Origin of the sequence: Maribacter sp. UBA3344 (assembly GCF_002362375.1) — a bacterium.
GTDB lineage: Bacteria > Bacteroidota > Bacteroidia > Flavobacteriales > Flavobacteriaceae > Maribacter > Maribacter dokdonensis.
The window spans coordinates 34,286-50,267 of record NZ_DERI01000011.1; the positions used below are offsets into that span (position 1 = coordinate 34,286).

The window sequence follows — 15,982 nt, forward strand, 5'->3', positions numbered from 1 at the left end:
TTAAAATGCTATGTATCGTAAGCTGTGGTTTTTGGCTGTTGTTATTATTTTGGGGTCATGTAAAGAATCCTCAAAAAAAGAGCAAGGAAATTTAGCAAGACCAATTGCTGAGGTGTTTGCTGAGTTTTATGAATTCAAAAAAGGAATTAATCCTATAGAGGCTACCAAAGCTGGTTATTATGAGTATAATGACACCATAGCCAATTACATTTCAGACGACTATATTTTACATTTAAAAGATCGGTATACCTACTTCTTAGAGGAGTTAGGTAAGTATGATTCCACTCAAATCAGTGCGGAAGACTACATGAGTCTACGTGTAATGCAATGGGATTGTAATGTAAAACTAGAAGGTGTCATGAATCCTATGGTTACTGTGGCTTCACCAATTTATGATCTGCCCAGTTTTGAGTTAATGCCCCTTTTTCAAATTCAATCGTTGCATTTGTACGTGGCGCAATTGGCAGGTGGTACCAGTGTTCAGCCTTTTAAAAGCATAGAAGATTATAATAACTGGCTCAGTAGATTAGAGGATTACCTTATTTTTTTAAATACGTCAATAGCAAAGATGAAGGTGGGCATGGACAAAGGTATAGTATTGCCCAAGGTATTGACATTAAAAATGTTGCCGCAAGTTCGTTCTTTTATAGATGTTCCATTAGAGGATAATTTATTCTTTAAACCCGTTTTGAATTTTCCAGATGGTATATCTGACGTAGATATGGATATTCTAAAAAGTAACTATGAAGATTTCATTCAAGAGAAGTTGACACCCAAATATGTGGAATTAAATGATTTTTTAACGAATGAGTACTTGCCTAAATGTAGAGCTTCTAGCGGCTTGCTAGATTTGCCAAATGGTAAGGAGACATACAAGTATTTAATTAAATTACATACGACTACGAATATGAGCGCAGATGAAATTCATGAATTGGGTTTGTCTGAAGTAGACCGTATTTCCAAAGAGATGGAAGCTATTAAAAATGAGATTGGGTTTACGGGGGATTTAAAGTCTTTTTTCAATTCTCTTAGAAATAAGAAAGAATTAATGCCTTTTTCTAAACCAGAAGAGGTTATAGAAAATTTTAATGCCATTAATGACCGCATAGCCGTGCGTATAGATTCATTATTTAATGTAACCCCTAAGGCAGGTTTCAATGTACGAAGAACGGAAGCGTTTAGAGAAGCATCTGCCAGTGCCGAGTATGTGCCCGGATCAAAAGATGGTTCTAGGGCAGGTATTTTTTATGTGCCAATTCCAGATGTAAAGGCGTATAATATGGTTCATGATGAGGCATTGTTTTTACATGAGGCCATACCGGGCCACCATTTTCAACTAAGCTTACAGCAAGAGAACAATAGTCTTCCAGAGTTTTTACATCCTGAAAGTATGGGTGTGTTTGTAGAAGGTTGGGCTCTCTATGCAGAGTCGTTAGGCAAGGAATTGGGAATTTATACTGACCCTTATCAATATTTTGGTATGTTGAGTATGGAGATGCATAGAGCTATAAGATTAGTGGTAGATACCGGTATTCATGCAAAAGGCTGGAGTAGGGAGAAAGCCATACAATATTCTTTGGATAACGAGGCAGAATCTGAAGAAAGCATAATTGCTGAAATTGAACGGTATATGGCAACACCGGGGCAAGCCTTATCTTATAAAATGGGTCAATTAAAGATTAGACAATTGAGAACTAAGGCAGAAAAAGCATTGGGAGACAATTTTAATATAAGGGATTTTCATAGTCAGATATTAAATTCTGGGAGTTTGCCTTTGGTATTATTAGAAGAGAAGATAGATAATTGGATCGCACAACAAGAAATGCAAGGTGCTTAAAGACCAATTAAGGTGTAATAATCAATGAGAATCAACGTTTAGAAATTATAGTTTAACATAGCCATTAATGAAGACCATTAAATTTATAGTTCAAGTGATAGCGCTTTGCGTTGTTTTGTGCTCTTTTACAACTACGGAAAATTATCCGTATAAAAATTCTGTTGCAAAAGAAATGAAAGCTTTAATAAGTACAGATTCTGTTTTGGGAGTTTGGAAATATACTATGACAAATGTGGATGCACCTTATGAGAAAGGTATGTTCTTTATTACCCAAAAAGGTGATTCCTATGATGTTGCCTTAAAACTTGGAACCGGTATGCTTACAGGTCAAGATGTGGTGGTTAAGGATAATGGTATTAATTTCAATGTAAATTTTGAAGGGCTAAAACGTGTGTCGTTTGTATTGGTCGTAGAGAATGATAAAATTGTAGGAGAAAGTTATTCTGCAATAGGTACCAGTGAAATTTTTGGCGTTCGTCAACTACCTGGACAATAAATATTTAGAACTTTAGGAAAAAATACTTAGTTTTCAATATTATTTGAAGCATGCTTATTCATGTTTGCTTTGTAATGTTGCTAACTAACTATATCGTTTTGAAAAAACTACTTCCAATCCTACTTGTTATTTTAACAGGTTGCGAACTCATGAAAGAAAAAGTTGATCTGGTTATTGTAAATGCCAAGGTCTATACTGTTGATGATTCTTTCTCAGAAGCCCAAGCTTTTGCCGTTCAAGACGGTAAGTTTATTGCTGTGGGTACTACAGATGAAATTAGGGATGTGTATACCTCTGATCAGTTAATAGATGCTGATGGTAGGGCAATTACGCCTGGATTAATTGATGCACATTGCCACTTTTATGGGTTAGGGCTTAATCAACAGCTTGTAAATTTAGTAGGTACCAAGAGTTTTGATGAGGTATTGGAACGTATTAAGGAGTTTCATGCAGCAAATCCTAAATCATTTTTGAGGGGCAGAGGCTGGGATCAGAATGATTGGGAGGTTAAAGAATTCCCTACTAAAGCCGAATTAGATACTATTTTTCCTGATATTCCTGTTGCATTGGAACGTGTAGACGGTCATGCTTACTTGGTGAATCAAAAAGCATTGGACATGGCGGGTATTGATTGGAGTACCAAAGTGGAAGGTGGTGAAATCGTGAAGAAATGGGAGAATGGCTATTCTGGTATTACCGGAGTTTTGGTTGATAACCCTATGCAACTGATCGATAGTATTATGCCTTCACCAAGTTTAAATGATAAAATTAAGGCATTGAAAGATGCTGAAAGAATTAGTTTAAACCACGGTCTAACTACTGTCAACGATGCAGGTTTGGATAGAAGTACCATAGAGCTTATTGATAGTTTGCAGCAGGCCGGTGAGCTATCCATAAAGATCTATGCAATGGTCAGTAATAATAAGGAAGATGTTGATTATTATATAAACAAAGGACCAATTAAAACCGACCGATTGAACGTTAGGTCTGTTAAGGTTTATGGTGATGGGGCATTGGGTTCTAGAGGCGCGGCGCTAAAAGAAGAGTATAGTGATTTGCCCAATCATTTTGGTGCTATGATAACCCCTGTAAATGAAATTGAAGCTCTGGCGGAAAAATTGGCACGGTCGGAATACCAAATGAATACCCATGCAATAGGTGATTCTGCAAACGTTGCTGTGTTGAGAGCTTATAAAAAAGTGTTACAGGGCAAAGAGGATAGACGTTGGAAAATTGAGCATGCCCAAGTATTGACCGATAACGATTTTGATTTTTTTGAAAGCGGAATAATTCCATCAGTACAACCTACACACGCTACTAGTGATATGTATTGGGCGGAAGATCGTTTGGGAGACAGGGTAAAAGGGGCTTATGCTTTTAAGACCTTGTTGAACAAGGCAGGTACTATAGCGTTGGGAACAGACTTTCCGGTAGAGGATGTTAGTCCGTTTTTAACTTTTTATGCAGCAGTGGCCAGACAAGATACGAGTGGATATCCAAAAGGAGGTTTTCAAATGGAAGAAGCCTTGACAAGGGAAGAGACTTTAAAAGGAATGACAATTTGGGCAGCTTATTCAAATTTTGAAGAAGAAGAGAAGGGAAGTATAGAACCTGGTAAATCTGCCGATTTTGTTATCTATGATAAAGATATGATGACCATACCATTAAATGAAATTCCCACTATAAAGGCAGAACAAACGTTTATAGATGGTATTGTTAGATAATAAAGAAGCATAAAAAAACCTCGGTCCTAGACCGAGGTTTTTGTTTTAATACTGTGTACTTTAAAATTACATTGTAATTGGTACTGCAACTCTTGTCTTATCCCAGCCCATTACTAAAGATGTACCACCTTTTGCATCTTTAAATGCAATCGAGAATTCTTCTAATGAAGCGCTATCAGAACCATTAGGTACTTTTACACGAGCAACATCTGCAGATTCATCATAAAAATATGAACCCCATTGGTTTAAATTCTTATTTAATATTACGGTCCACTCTTCTTCACCAGGTATGGTGAACAATGAATAAGTACCAGCTTTGATATCTTTACCTCCAAAATTAACATCCTTGTAGAAAGTAATTTCCGGGGCTTCGTTGGCACCAGTTCTCCATACCTTTCCAGTAGGAGCCAATTCGTCCATAGAACGACCTTTTAATTGAGGTCTACCGTAAATAATACGTACCGCTTTTTCAGAAACTTTGTAATCTGTTGGGTAAGCAGCCATGTCCATAGGGCTTTTGTCAATACCAGAGAAATCTTGAGCAGATACCGAAGTGGTCATCACTACAGCTAACATTAATGTTGCGAGTGTAAATACTTTTTTCATAATAATTGTTTAGTTTTTTTCTAGGTCATAAAACTAAGCAGTTCCTTACAGTGATATTTATAAAAAGAAGTTAAATTTTGGAAAGTTACATTTCGCCATATTTAGAACGTTAATTGCTTCTAAAACCTGTCATATATAATATAAAATGAATTTTATAATTACAATTTGTAAGCATATTTGAGATATATGTTTGTTAATTGAAACTTTAACTAGATATTTGTATCATAATTGATATAATAATTAGATTATGTGTGGAATAGTATGTGCATTTGATGTTAAGGAAAGTACTGAAGTACTTAGACCTCAACTTTTAGAAATGTCAAAAAAGATTAGACATAGAGGTCCGGATTGGAGTGGTATCTATGCTGATGATAAAGCCATTTTAGCTCATGAGCGTTTGGCAATTGTAGATCCAGCTTCTGGAAAACAACCATTATTGAGTCCTAATGGTAAATTGATATTGGCTGCCAATGGTGAAATATATAATCATAGAGAATTACGTAAGCAGTTTGAAGGTAAGTATGATTTTAAAACGGAGTCTGACTGTGAAGTTATATTAGCGCTTTATCAAGAAAAAGGTGTTGATTTTATTGATGAAATGAACGGAATTTTTGGTTTCACAATTTATGATGCGGAAAAGGACGAATATTTTGTAGCTCGTGATCATATGGGAATTATTCCATTATACATGGGATGGGATAAAAATGGTACTTTCTATGTAGCATCAGAATTAAAAGCATTAGAAGGTACATGTACTAAAATAGAGTTATTTCCTCCGGGGCATTATTTGCATAGTTCAGACGGTGAACTTAAGAAATGGTATTCCAGAGATTGGATGGAGTATGATGCGGTTAAGGAAAACGAAACCAGTATTAAGGAAATTAAAGAAGCCTTAGAAGCTGCCGTTCATAGACAATTAATGTCTGATGTGCCTTACGGTGTATTATTGTCTGGTGGGTTGGATTCTTCGGTTACTTCCGCAATAGCTAAGAAATATGCGCAAAAGCGTATTGAGAGTGGAGATACTGCAGATGCTTGGTATCCACAATTACATTCATTCTCGGTGGGTCTAGAGGGATCTCCAGATTTGGCTGCTGCACAAAAAGTAGCTGATCATATTGGAACCGTACACCATGAAATTAAATTTACTATACAAGAAGGTTTAGACGCTATAAAAGATGTTGTTTATAACCTAGAAACTTATGATATTACCACCATTAGAGCTTCTACGCCTATGTACTTAATGGCGCGTGTCATAAAATCTATGGGTATTAAAATGGTACTTTCCGGTGAGGGTGCAGATGAGTTGTTTGGCGGATATCTATATTTCCACAAAGCACCTAATGCACAAGAATTTCATGAAGAAACCGTACGTAAGTTAAGTAAGCTGCATATGTATGATTGCTTAAGGGCGAACAAGTCTTTGGCTTCATGGGGAATAGAAGGTAGAGTTCCTTTCTTGGATAAAGAATTTATGGATGTTGCCATGCGTATCAACCCTCAGGATAAGATGATCAACGGTGAGCGTATGGAGAAGTGGGTCGTAAGAAAGGCTTTTGAAGATATGTTACCAGAAAGTGTTGCATGGAGACAAAAAGAGCAATTTTCTGATGGAGTTGGGTATAGTTGGATAGATACTTTGAAAGAAGTGGTAAACCAAGAGGTGAGCGATGAGCAATTGGCGAACGCTAAATTTAGATTTCCATTACAGACACCTACATCAAAAGAAGAATTTTATTACCGTTCCATATTTGAAGAGCATTTTCCTTCAGATGCTGCTGCGTTATGCGTGCCACAAGAAGCTTCTGTAGCTTGTAGTACTCAAATTGCTCTAGAATGGGATGAAGCATTCAAGAACATGAACGATCCGTCTGGTAGAGCGGTTGCATTTGTTCATGATGATGCATACGTTAAGCAATAGGGTTTGAATTAGTCATTAATACTTATTGTAAGAACCCGTCTAATTCTTTAGACGGGTTTGTTTTTTTGTGAATTGTTTCATCATTGCTTAGATGTCATTGATCATCTGCTTTAGCTTTTCTTTTGATTCACCGGTTTTTTCTTGTATTCTTCCCAGTAATTCATCTGACTTACCTTCAGCATATGTTAGGTCATCATCTGTAAGGTCACCATACTTTTGCTTAAGTTTCCCTTTTGCTATATTCCACTTTCCTTTAAATTGTTCTTCATTCATGATATATTGTTTTTAAGATTATACCTCTAAGTTAATGACCACATGTAAAGGAAATCTTAATAAATCTCCATAATGATCAATAACGCAAACATTGATTTTTTTACCGTTAATTTTGAGAAGTTTTGTTGACCGGGTGTATCATTTCTAAGGCATTTTGCACATTTAAGTGGTAGTTCCGGTCATTTCATATCTATAAATGAGGTCTTGGTTGTATTATTTAATGTTTTCAATACAACCTTACCTAACATTGATACTTTAGGGAGCTCTGTTTTTTAGGATAGAATCTCTAATTTTCCACAATAATTGTTGATAACTTGCCATTGCCCAATTACTAGGAAGGCTATATTTCATGGGGTATTGCGTATATTTGTAAGATTGCAAAATTTGAAGTAAAACAACCTTAATTTTATGAGCGAAGAAGCAAATAAGAAAAATTATTCGGCAGATAGTATTCAGGCCTTGGAAGGTATGGAGCACGTACGTATGCGTCCATCCATGTATATAGGTGATGTTGGGGTCCGTGGTTTGCACCATTTAGTATATGAAGTAGTCGATAACTCTATTGATGAGGCTATGGGAGGTCATTGTGACAACATTAGTGTTATCATAAATGAAGATAATTCCATAACTACAAGGGATAACGGTAGGGGTATTCCTGTAGATTTACATAAAAAGGAAGGTGTTTCTGCACTTGAGGTTGTAATGACCAAGATCGGTGCCGGTGGTAAGTTCGATAAAGATTCTTATAAAGTATCGGGTGGTCTTCACGGTGTTGGTGTTTCGTGTGTAAACGCTCTTTCTGATCATTTGACCGCTACGGTTTTTAGGGACGGTGTAATTTGGCAACAAGAATATGAGCGTGGTAAGGCTTTATATCCAGTAAAAAGAATAGGGGAGACCGAAGATAGGGGTACAGAAGTTACTTTTCATCCGGATAATACCATATTCACCCAAACCATTGAATATAGTTATGAAACCTTGGCAAATAGAATGCGCGAGCTTTCTTTCTTGAATAAAGGGGTTACTATTAGTATTACCGATAAACGTCAGAAAGACGAAAAAGGGGAATACGTTGGTGAAACATTCTTTTCCAATGAAGGATTAAAGGAATTTGTTAAGTTCTTAGATGGCAACCGTGAGTCTTTAATACAAGGGGTTATAGCAATGGAAGGGGAAAAGAATGATATTCCTGTTGAGGTTGCTATGATTTATAACACCAGTTATACTGAGAATCTTCACTCGTATGTAAATAACATTAATACTCATGAAGGTGGTACACATTTATCAGGATTTAGAAGAGGTTTGACTTCTACCCTGAAAAAATATGCCGATGCTTCTGGTATGTTGGATAAATTAAAATTCGAAATTCAAGGTGATGATTTCCGTGAAGGTTTAACGGCAATTGTGTCTGTTAAGGTTTCTGAGCCGCAATTCGAAGGTCAGACAAAAACCAAATTAGGAAACCGTGAGGTTTCTGCAGCAGTAAGTCAGGCAGTATCTGAAATGCTGACAGATTACCTAGAGGAGCATCCAGATGATGCAAAGACCATTGTTCAGAAAGTAATTCTTGCGGCGCAGGCTAGACATGCAGCTTCTAAAGCTCGTGAAATGGTTCAGCGTAAGAATGTAATGAGTGGTGGTGGTTTGCCAGGTAAACTATCAGATTGCTCTGAGCAGGACCCAGAAAAGTGCGAAATATTCCTAGTTGAGGGAGATTCGGCGGGTGGTACTGCCAAAATGGGACGTGATCGTAATTTCCAAGCGATCCTACCGCTTCGAGGTAAGATTTTGAATGTTGAGAAAGCCATGCAACATAAGGTTTTTGAAAACGAGGAAATTAAGAATATGTATACTGCCCTTGGTGTAACCATTGGTACAGAAGAGGATAGTAAAGCATTGAATCTAGAGAAGTTAAGATACCATAAGGTAGTCATCATGTGTGATGCCGATGTTGATGGTAGCCATATTGAAACCTTGATCTTAACATTCTTCTTCCGTTATATGAGAGAATTGGTAGAGAATGGGCATATTTATATTGCTACTCCACCTCTTTATCTGGTTAAAAAAGGTCAGAAAAAGAGATATGCTTGGAGTGATAAAGAACGCGATGAAATTGCAGATAGCTACAGTGGTGGTGTAAGTATTCAAAGATATAAGGGTCTTGGTGAAATGAACGCTGAACAATTATGGGATACAACCATGAATCCTGAGTACAGAACATTGCGCCAAATAACGATAGACAACGCAACTGAAACCGATCGTGTTTTCTCAATGCTTATGGGTGATGAAGTACCACCTAGAAGAGAATTTATTGAGAAGAATGCTGTTTATGCAAACATTGACACATAGAAAATACCTATTACACAACAAAAACCTGCGTCTACGGCGCAGGTTTTTTAGTTTTAGGTAAAATTTGAATCATGAAGAATTTATTGACGTGTGTTTTTCTAGGGGCATGTTTAACTACTGCTGCTCAGGCAGATTTTAATAATGTACTAGCCGCCGGAGTTGAAGATGCAGAACGATTTACGACCGATTATATGGCACCACTCTCTGAAAGTGTGGTATACAGTATGTCAACCGGGTGGTATAATACTGCGGATGCAAAACCCTTGAGCGGATTTGAAATTTCTATCATCGGTAATATCACGGGCTTTAAGAACAAGGAGGATAAGAAATCTTTTATCCTAGATCCCAGTGATTATGAGAATTTAGATTTTGTAGAGAATCCAGGTGTGGCTAGGGAAGTATCCACGGCTTTAGGGGATATTTCAGGAACTCAAGTATATGTAGAAGGTGAGGTATTGGGAGTAACCGTTAGAGAAACATTTGAGCTGCCATCGGGCTTGGCAGGTGAAAATATCGATTTTGTCCCATCGGGTTATTTGCAAGCAAGTGTTGGTGTTATAAAGGGAACTGAAATTAAAGCAAGGTTTTTGCCTAAAATGCAATATGAAGATGCATCTATAGGACTATTTGGCTTAGGTATACAACATGATTTTACGAAATTGTTGCCTGCGGATAAAATTTTACCAGTGGCAATTTCTGCCGTTATTGGGTATACGAATATCAATGGTGATTATGATTTAAGTAATGCCAGGTTAATAGAAGGTGAAAATCAACGTATAGAGGCGGAAATCAGTAGTTGGACATTTGGCGCTGTAGTATCTACAAAGTTGCCTATCATTAATTTTTATGGAGGTGTAAATTATATTACTGGTAAGTCGGTAACAGATGTTTTAGGAACGTACAGAGTTAATAGTGGACCATTTGAATCTGAAACTTATGAAGATCCTTTTTCGATCGTAAAAAAAGTAAATGGGGTAACAGGTACTTTGGGAACGAAACTAAAATTAGGTTTCTTTAGGCTGAATGCTGAATATAATCTAGGAGAATTCAATACTGCTACTGTAGGTATAAACTTTGGTTTTAGGTAAATCAGAAGTAAATAATATCAAGGTTTAAATTCAAGTATTGGGAATTTTGGGTTCATCCATGCTCTAGCGTTGTATTAAGAGATGCTAAATAGTAATGTTTTGGAGATAAATCTGGCCTTTGATATACCTTGATTTTTAAACTTGAACTTGAATTCTCTTTTTCCGACAACCAACAAATAGAGAACGCATAGGAATAAAAAAGACTGCCCAGATCCCTCCGGACAGCCTTTTTCCCATGGCCCTGTTAAAATCGTTTATTCCCTTATTGCCAAGGTGGCACCATCTTTCTTTTGAAGGTAAACATTCTCTTCAGAAGATTTTATGGTGATAATATTATTGGGCTTTCCTTCTAGACCTTTATACTCAACCGTATAAACATCGTCTTGTTTAGACCAGTTAAAGTCTGTTTTTAAGGTAATGGTAGAACCTTCAATTTCATGATATCTACCAAGATAGACATCATTAAAAATCCATTCTTTACGAATAGTTTGTTTAGAAGAGCTTTCGGTTACGGTCAAATCGGATTGTGACCAAATTCCAATGATGGGATCGGTGTTTTGTTCAATGCGAGAACAGTTCGCAAGAAACACAATGGCACATATGGCCAACAAAGAGAGGAACTTCTTAGTCATAAGTAGGTTAATTTTATGGTGGATTTGGGATCCATAGTATTTAACGTGACTAGTTTCGGCTTATTATTAAAATTCGATGTATGGTCACTATTTGACGATTTCTTCGTTAAAGCGCAATTTTTTTTAACAAAATGTGCATTTTATCGATGTTTTTAATCACTTTTTCAGTTAATTAAATCAAGTGGCTAGTAGCATAATTCGTCAATAAATACCTATTTTTGAAGTGAAAATTCAATACACATAAGATGGCTATTCCATTTTATATATAATAATTCATAAAATAATAATAAATGAAAGTTACAGTAGTTGGTGCTGGTGCAGTAGGTGCTAGTTGTGCAGAATACATTGCCATTAAAGATTTTGCATCAGAAGTGGTTATTTTGGACATTAAAGAAGGCTATGCGGAAGGTAAAGCAATGGATTTAATGCAAACTGCGTCATTAAACGGTTTTGATACCAAAATAACAGGTAGCACAAACGATTATTCTAAAACGGCCGATAGTCATGTTGCGGTAATTACATCTGGTATTCCAAGAAAACCAGGTATGACCAGAGAAGAATTGATCGGTATTAATGCAGGAATCGTAAAAACGGTTTCTAGCAATCTTTTAGAGCATTCTCCTAATGTCATCATAATCGTAGTAAGTAACCCTATGGATACTATGACGTACTTGGTACATAAAACTACTGGTTTACAAAAGAACAGAATAATAGGTATGGGTGGTGCTTTAGACAGCGCACGTTTTAAGTATCGTTTAGCAGAGGCTATGGAAGCTCCTATTTCTGATATAGACGGTATGGTAATTGGTGGTCATAGTGATACCGGTATGGTGCCATTAACATCTCACGCAACCAGAAATAGCATACGTGTGTCTGAATTCTTATCAGAAGAGAGATTACAACAAGTAGCGGATGATACTAAAGTAGGTGGCGCTACATTGACCAAGTTGTTAGGTACTAGCGCTTGGTATGCTCCTGGTGCAGCAGTTTCTTCTATGGTACAAGCAATTGCTTGCGATCAGAAGAAAATGTTCCCTTGTTCTACATTACTTGATGGTGAATACGGTCTTAAAGATATCTGTATAGGTGTTCCTGTAATTTTAGGTAAAGACGGTATAGAGAAAGTAGTTGATATACCTTTAAGTGATGCTGAAAAAGCTAAAATGAAGGAAAGTGCTGCTGGTGTAAGTAAAACTAACGGACTTTTAGAGCTGTAGTTAATACCGCTAAATCATATTTGAACCCTTTGTGACATTGTTGCAAAGGGTTTCTTTTTCTAAGAAGATAGGCTTCAGGTACATATATTGTAAAAAATATACTACCTAGCATATTTTTCTTTTTATATTTGCCGCATGAATGCAAAATGGTGCGTAAGTACTTTATTTATTATTCTAGCCCTTTTAGGGTTATGTCAAGAGCAAAAGAAAGCTTCTAATCAACAAATTTCATTGGAATTTGCTGATGTGGAATTAGCTTCAAATACTGCCCATGATGAAATATTGGCTGTAATAACCAAAAAGTTACAGGTTTTAGGTGTCGATACCATTGAGGTAATAGAGAATGACGAAACACAATTAAGTATTCGTTATTACAGTGATATTGATGCTGAAAGCGTTAAAAAGTTTCTTTCACAAGAAGGTCGGTTTTTAGCGAATGAGGATGAAATTCCAACCGAAGATGATTCTGATGGACTACCTGGTCAATATAATTTGGTTGTTTTAGATCTTCATCAGCATACCGATAATGGATATCAAATTAAAGCCACACTTGTTGCTGGTCAAGATCATAATTTTGATTCCAAGGTTATTCCGGTAGTACCGGCTTTAACCAATAAATTTACTTTAGAGTTCAATGCTACTGTAGAATTGGCTCTTAAAATCAATAGCAAGGTTGCTATTGTTGCAAATAATACTTCACATCAAATTCCAGAGGTAAGGGCAGGCCCCACCTGGATCAGAAATAGCTAAACTACAACATCTAATAAGACGTAATTATTTTGCGAAAAAGTAATACGCCTAGATTTTTAAACTACTTAATAAGTATAATCAACATAAATTAAATAAATAAAAATGCAGAATAAGGGACTTATAAAGCTATTTGCTTTATTATTCGGGTTAGTTAGTATTTACCAGCTATCCTATACTTTTGTTACAAGCAAAGTAGAAAAAGAAGCGAATACCTTCGCGGCCAGTCGTGTGTCTGAGGAAGAAGAGGGTTACGTGGCAAAGCGAGAAATGGTAGCGGCAAGCTATCTTGATTCTATCGGTAATAATACCGTTTTTGGCTACACCAATTATAATGAGGCTAAAAAGAAAGAATTGAACAAAGGTCTTGACCTTAAAGGGGGTATAAATGTTACCCTTCAAATTTCAGTAAAGGACATCCTAAAAGGATTGGCTAATAATACAAAGAGTCCTGTTTTCAACAAGGCTTTGGCAGATGCCGATGCAGCCTCTAAAAATAGCGATGATACGTATATTGAACTTTTCTTTGAAGCTTTTGACGCTATAAAGGGAGATACTAAATTGGCTTCACCAGATATCTTTGCCACAAAAAGTTTGGTTGATGGTAATGAAATTACTCCTAACATGCCTGATAGTGATGCAAAATCTGTTATCCGTAGAAAAATAGATGAGTCCATCGTTTCTGCTTTTGAAGTGTTAAGAGAGCGTATTGATGGTTTTGGTGTTACACAACCAAACATTCAAAGAGAAGGTAATTCTGGTCGTATATTGGTAGAGTTACCAGGTGCAAGAGATATTGCTCGTGCGCAAGATCTTTTATCAAGTACTGCTCAATTGGAGTTTTGGGAAACGTATAAGCAAAGCAATACCAGTTTTAGTACATTCTTAATTCAAGCGAATGAAAAGCTAAAAGAAATAGTTGAAGTAGAAGAACCAGAGCAAGTTAAAGAAGAGTCAGAGTTAGATTCTTTGTTGTCCGATGTTTCTGCAGATTCTTTGGATTTGGCAACACAGGTGAATCCTTTGTATGAGTTATTGATTCCTGCTAACCCAGGTTCAAATGCAATGTTTCGTGCAGCTATAAAAGATACTGCTACTATTGGTTCTTATTTTAGAATGCCAGAAATTAGAAGATTGTTGCCTGCTGATATCCAGTTTACAAAGTTTGTATGGGAAAGACCATCTTCAGAAGATACCGAGGTTATTGATTTATATGCATTAAAATCTAACCGCGATGGTACGCCAAGAATTAGTGGTGATGTTGTAAGTGATGCTAGAGCGGATTTTGATCAGTTCAGTAAGCCTGCAGTTTCAATGACCATGAATACCAAAGGAGCTAAAGAATGGGAAAAATTAACGGGTGATGCTTATAGCAATCAAACTGGTATAGCTATTGTTTTGGATAACAAAGTGTACACTGCTCCTGGTGTTTCTTCTGGTCCTATCTCTGGTGGTCGTTCAGAAATTACCGGAGACTTTACCGTAAACGAAACAAAAGATATTTCTAACGTACTTAGAGCCGGTAAACTTCCTGCTTCTGCAGAAATTATTCAGTCAGAGATTGTTGGTCCTTCTTTAGGTCAAGAAGCTATTGATAGTGGTTTTATGTCTTTCTTGATCGCTATGGCAATTGTTCTATTATGGATGATTGCATATTATGGTAAAGCAGGTGCTTTCGCAGATGTTGCTTTGTTATTGAACATCTTGTTGATCTTTGGTGTGTTAACCAGTTTGAATGCTGTGTTGACCTTGCCTGGTATTGCAGGTATCGTATTAACGATCGGTATGTCTGTTGATGCCAACGTACTTATCTTTGAGCGTATTAAAGAAGAATTGGCAAAAGGTAAAGGTAAAAGTCAAGCCGTTGCAGATGGTTTTGGTAATGCATTGTCATCAATCTTAGATGCGAATATTACTACAGGTTTAACTGCAATCATATTATTCGTTTTTGGATCAGGACCAATTAAAGGTTTTGCAACAACGTTATTGATCGGTATTATAACTTCTTTATTTACCGCAATATTCATCACCCGTCTTTTGGTTGATTGGTATATTGGAGGAAAAGGTAGAAGCTTGGATTTCTCAACCGGAATTACAAAAAACCTATTCAAGGGAATCAATATCGATTTCTTGATCAAGAGAAAGATAGCTTATGTTGTTTCTGGAATATTGGTTGCCGTAGGCTTATTCTCTTTGTTCTTTGGTCCTGGATTGCAACAAGGTGTTGACTTTGTGGGCGGTCGTTCCTACACTGTTCGTTTTGAGCAGCCTGTTAACCCTTCTGAAATTGCATCAGAATTAAATACCGTATTTGGTAGTGGAACTAACGTGAAAACTTACGGAGAGTCTAACCAAGTAAAAATAACTACTCCTTATAAAGTTGATGTTGAAGGAATTGAGGTAGATACTGAAATTCAAGATAAGTTATACACTTCTTTACAAAAATACTTGCCAGACGGTATAAGTAAAGATGCTTTTGTTTTAGGAGGTGTTGATGATGAGGCAGTAGGAATATTACAATCTGTTAAGGTTGGTCCTACCATTGCAGATGATATTAAGAATAATGCATTTTTGGCAATTCTGGGTTCATTGGCGGTAGTATTCTTATACATCTTATTCAGATTTAGAAGATGGCAGTTCTCATTGGGTGCCGTTGTTGCGGTATTCCATGATGTATTGATCGTTTTAGGTGTATTCTCTATATTTGGAAAGCTAATGCCGTTTAATATGGAAATTGACCAAGCATTTATAGCGGCTATTTTGACAGTAATCGGTTACTCATTGAATGATACGGTGGTAGTATTTGACCGTATTCGTGAGACTTTGGCAGAACGCGGCTGGAAAGGCGGTTCTAGCATTAACTATGCAATAAACAGTACGTTAAGTAGAACGTTGAATACTTCTTTAACTACTTTAATTGTACTTTTGGCCATCTTCATATTTGGTGGAGAATCATTAAGAGGATTTATGTTCGCAATGATCGTAGGTGTTGTTGTAGGTACTTACTCTTCTGTATTTATTGCAACTCCTGTAATGTTCGATGCGTTGAGCAAGAAAATTACTTCTGGTAAAGAGTAATCAAGAGTTTAACT

12 protein-coding genes are annotated in these 15,982 nt (G+C 36.6%); 9 read left to right on the plus strand and 3 right to left on the minus strand.

Annotated elements, in window-relative coordinates; translation table 11 throughout:
• The first annotated feature begins 10 nt into the window (after window positions 1-10).
• The 3 genes from B2Z27_RS07725 to B2Z27_RS07735 all read left to right on the plus strand — a co-directional run bounded on the left by B2Z27_RS07725 (window position 11) and on the right by B2Z27_RS07735 (window position 4,057).
• Window positions 11-1,837 (plus strand): DUF885 domain-containing protein, encoded by a 1,827-nt coding sequence (locus B2Z27_RS07725; protein ID WP_286813242.1) that lies wholly within the window; start codon window positions 11-13, stop codon window positions 1,835-1,837.
• Between the two features lie 67 nt (window positions 1,838-1,904).
• A complete protein-coding gene (locus tag B2Z27_RS07730; RefSeq protein WP_286813243.1) occupies window positions 1,905-2,333 on the plus strand; it encodes a hypothetical protein in 429 nt (142 codons plus the stop codon).
• 149 nt (window positions 2,334-2,482) lie between these two features.
• Window positions 2,483-4,057, plus strand: coding sequence for an amidohydrolase (locus B2Z27_RS07735; protein WP_286813244.1), 1,575 nt, complete (start codon window positions 2,483-2,485; stop codon window positions 4,055-4,057).
• Window positions 4,058-4,123: 66 nt separating this feature from the next.
• On the opposite strand, the gene B2Z27_RS07740 is transcribed toward B2Z27_RS07735, so the two are convergent.
• On the minus strand, window positions 4,124-4,663 hold the full coding sequence (locus B2Z27_RS07740) for a DUF2911 domain-containing protein (RefSeq protein ID WP_058103669.1): 540 nt from the start codon (window positions 4,661-4,663) through the stop codon (window positions 4,124-4,126).
• 247 nt (window positions 4,664-4,910) lie between these two features.
• On the opposite strand from B2Z27_RS07740, the gene asnB reads away from it, so the two are divergent.
• Entirely contained in the window at window positions 4,911-6,584 is a 1,674-nt protein-coding gene (gene asnB / locus B2Z27_RS07745) for an asparagine synthase B (protein WP_058103668.1), read from the plus strand.
• Window positions 6,585-6,671: 87 nt separating this feature from the next.
• On the opposite strand, the gene B2Z27_RS07750 is transcribed toward asnB, so the two are convergent.
• Window positions 6,672-6,857 (minus strand): CsbD family protein, encoded by a 186-nt coding sequence (locus B2Z27_RS07750; protein ID WP_058103667.1) that lies wholly within the window; start codon window positions 6,855-6,857, stop codon window positions 6,672-6,674.
• Window positions 6,858-7,265: 408 nt separating this feature from the next.
• Here B2Z27_RS07750 and gyrB point away from each other — a divergent pair, with 408 nt between their 5' ends.
• Window positions 7,266-9,206, plus strand: coding sequence for a DNA topoisomerase (ATP-hydrolyzing) subunit B (gyrB, locus tag B2Z27_RS07755; RefSeq protein ID WP_091606230.1), 1,941 nt, complete (start codon window positions 7,266-7,268; stop codon window positions 9,204-9,206).
• A 71-nt stretch (window positions 9,207-9,277) separates the two neighbouring features.
• Entirely contained in the window at window positions 9,278-10,294 is a 1,017-nt protein-coding gene (locus B2Z27_RS07760) for a DUF6588 family protein (RefSeq protein ID WP_286813245.1), read from the plus strand.
• Window positions 10,295-10,548: 254 nt separating this feature from the next.
• On the opposite strand, the gene B2Z27_RS07765 is transcribed toward B2Z27_RS07760, so the two are convergent.
• Complete coding sequence (locus B2Z27_RS07765) at window positions 10,549-10,926, minus strand: hypothetical protein (protein ID WP_139254388.1); 378 nt, start codon at window positions 10,924-10,926, stop codon at window positions 10,549-10,551.
• Between the two features lie 290 nt (window positions 10,927-11,216).
• Between B2Z27_RS07765 and B2Z27_RS07770 the strand changes: the two genes are divergently transcribed.
• From B2Z27_RS07770 to secDF, 3 genes are all read left to right on the plus strand, one after another.
• Window positions 11,217-12,143, plus strand: a complete 927-nt coding sequence (locus B2Z27_RS07770) for a malate dehydrogenase (protein WP_286813246.1) — start codon at window positions 11,217-11,219, stop codon at window positions 12,141-12,143.
• Window positions 12,144-12,278: 135 nt separating this feature from the next.
• Window positions 12,279-12,893 (plus strand): hypothetical protein, encoded by a 615-nt coding sequence (locus B2Z27_RS07775; RefSeq protein ID WP_286813247.1) that lies wholly within the window; start codon window positions 12,279-12,281, stop codon window positions 12,891-12,893.
• Between the two features lie 102 nt (window positions 12,894-12,995).
• Window positions 12,996-15,968, plus strand: coding sequence for a protein translocase subunit SecDF (secDF, locus tag B2Z27_RS07780; protein WP_286813248.1), 2,973 nt, complete (start codon window positions 12,996-12,998; stop codon window positions 15,966-15,968).
• Window positions 15,969-15,982: the final 14 nt, after the last annotated feature.

Excerpts from the sequence above, each read along its gene's own strand:
- B2Z27_RS07725 (WP_286813242.1), top strand. The coding sequence starts at position 11 with ATGTATCGTAAGCTGTGGTTTTTGGCTGTTGTTATTATTTTGGGGTCA.
- B2Z27_RS07730 (WP_286813243.1), top strand. The coding sequence starts at position 1,905 with ATGAAGACCATTAAATTTATAGTTCAAGTGATAGCGCTTTGCGTTGTT.
- B2Z27_RS07735 (WP_286813244.1), top strand. The coding sequence starts at position 2,483 with ATGAAAGAAAAAGTTGATCTGGTTATTGTAAATGCCAAGGTCTATACT.
- B2Z27_RS07740 (WP_058103669.1), bottom strand. The coding sequence starts at position 4,663 with ATGAAAAAAGTATTTACACTCGCAACATTAATGTTAGCTGTAGTGATG.
- asnB (WP_058103668.1), top strand. The coding sequence starts at position 4,911 with ATGTGTGGAATAGTATGTGCATTTGATGTTAAGGAAAGTACTGAAGTA.
- B2Z27_RS07750 (WP_058103667.1), bottom strand. The coding sequence starts at position 6,857 with ATGAATGAAGAACAATTTAAAGGAAAGTGGAATATAGCAAAAGGGAAA.
- gyrB (WP_091606230.1), top strand. The coding sequence starts at position 7,266 with ATGAGCGAAGAAGCAAATAAGAAAAATTATTCGGCAGATAGTATTCAG.
- B2Z27_RS07760 (WP_286813245.1), top strand. The coding sequence starts at position 9,278 with ATGAAGAATTTATTGACGTGTGTTTTTCTAGGGGCATGTTTAACTACT.
- B2Z27_RS07765 (WP_139254388.1), bottom strand. The coding sequence starts at position 10,926 with ATGACTAAGAAGTTCCTCTCTTTGTTGGCCATATGTGCCATTGTGTTT.
- B2Z27_RS07770 (WP_286813246.1), top strand. The coding sequence starts at position 11,217 with ATGAAAGTTACAGTAGTTGGTGCTGGTGCAGTAGGTGCTAGTTGTGCA.
- B2Z27_RS07775 (WP_286813247.1), top strand. The coding sequence starts at position 12,279 with ATGAATGCAAAATGGTGCGTAAGTACTTTATTTATTATTCTAGCCCTT.
- secDF (WP_286813248.1), top strand. The coding sequence starts at position 12,996 with ATGCAGAATAAGGGACTTATAAAGCTATTTGCTTTATTATTCGGGTTA.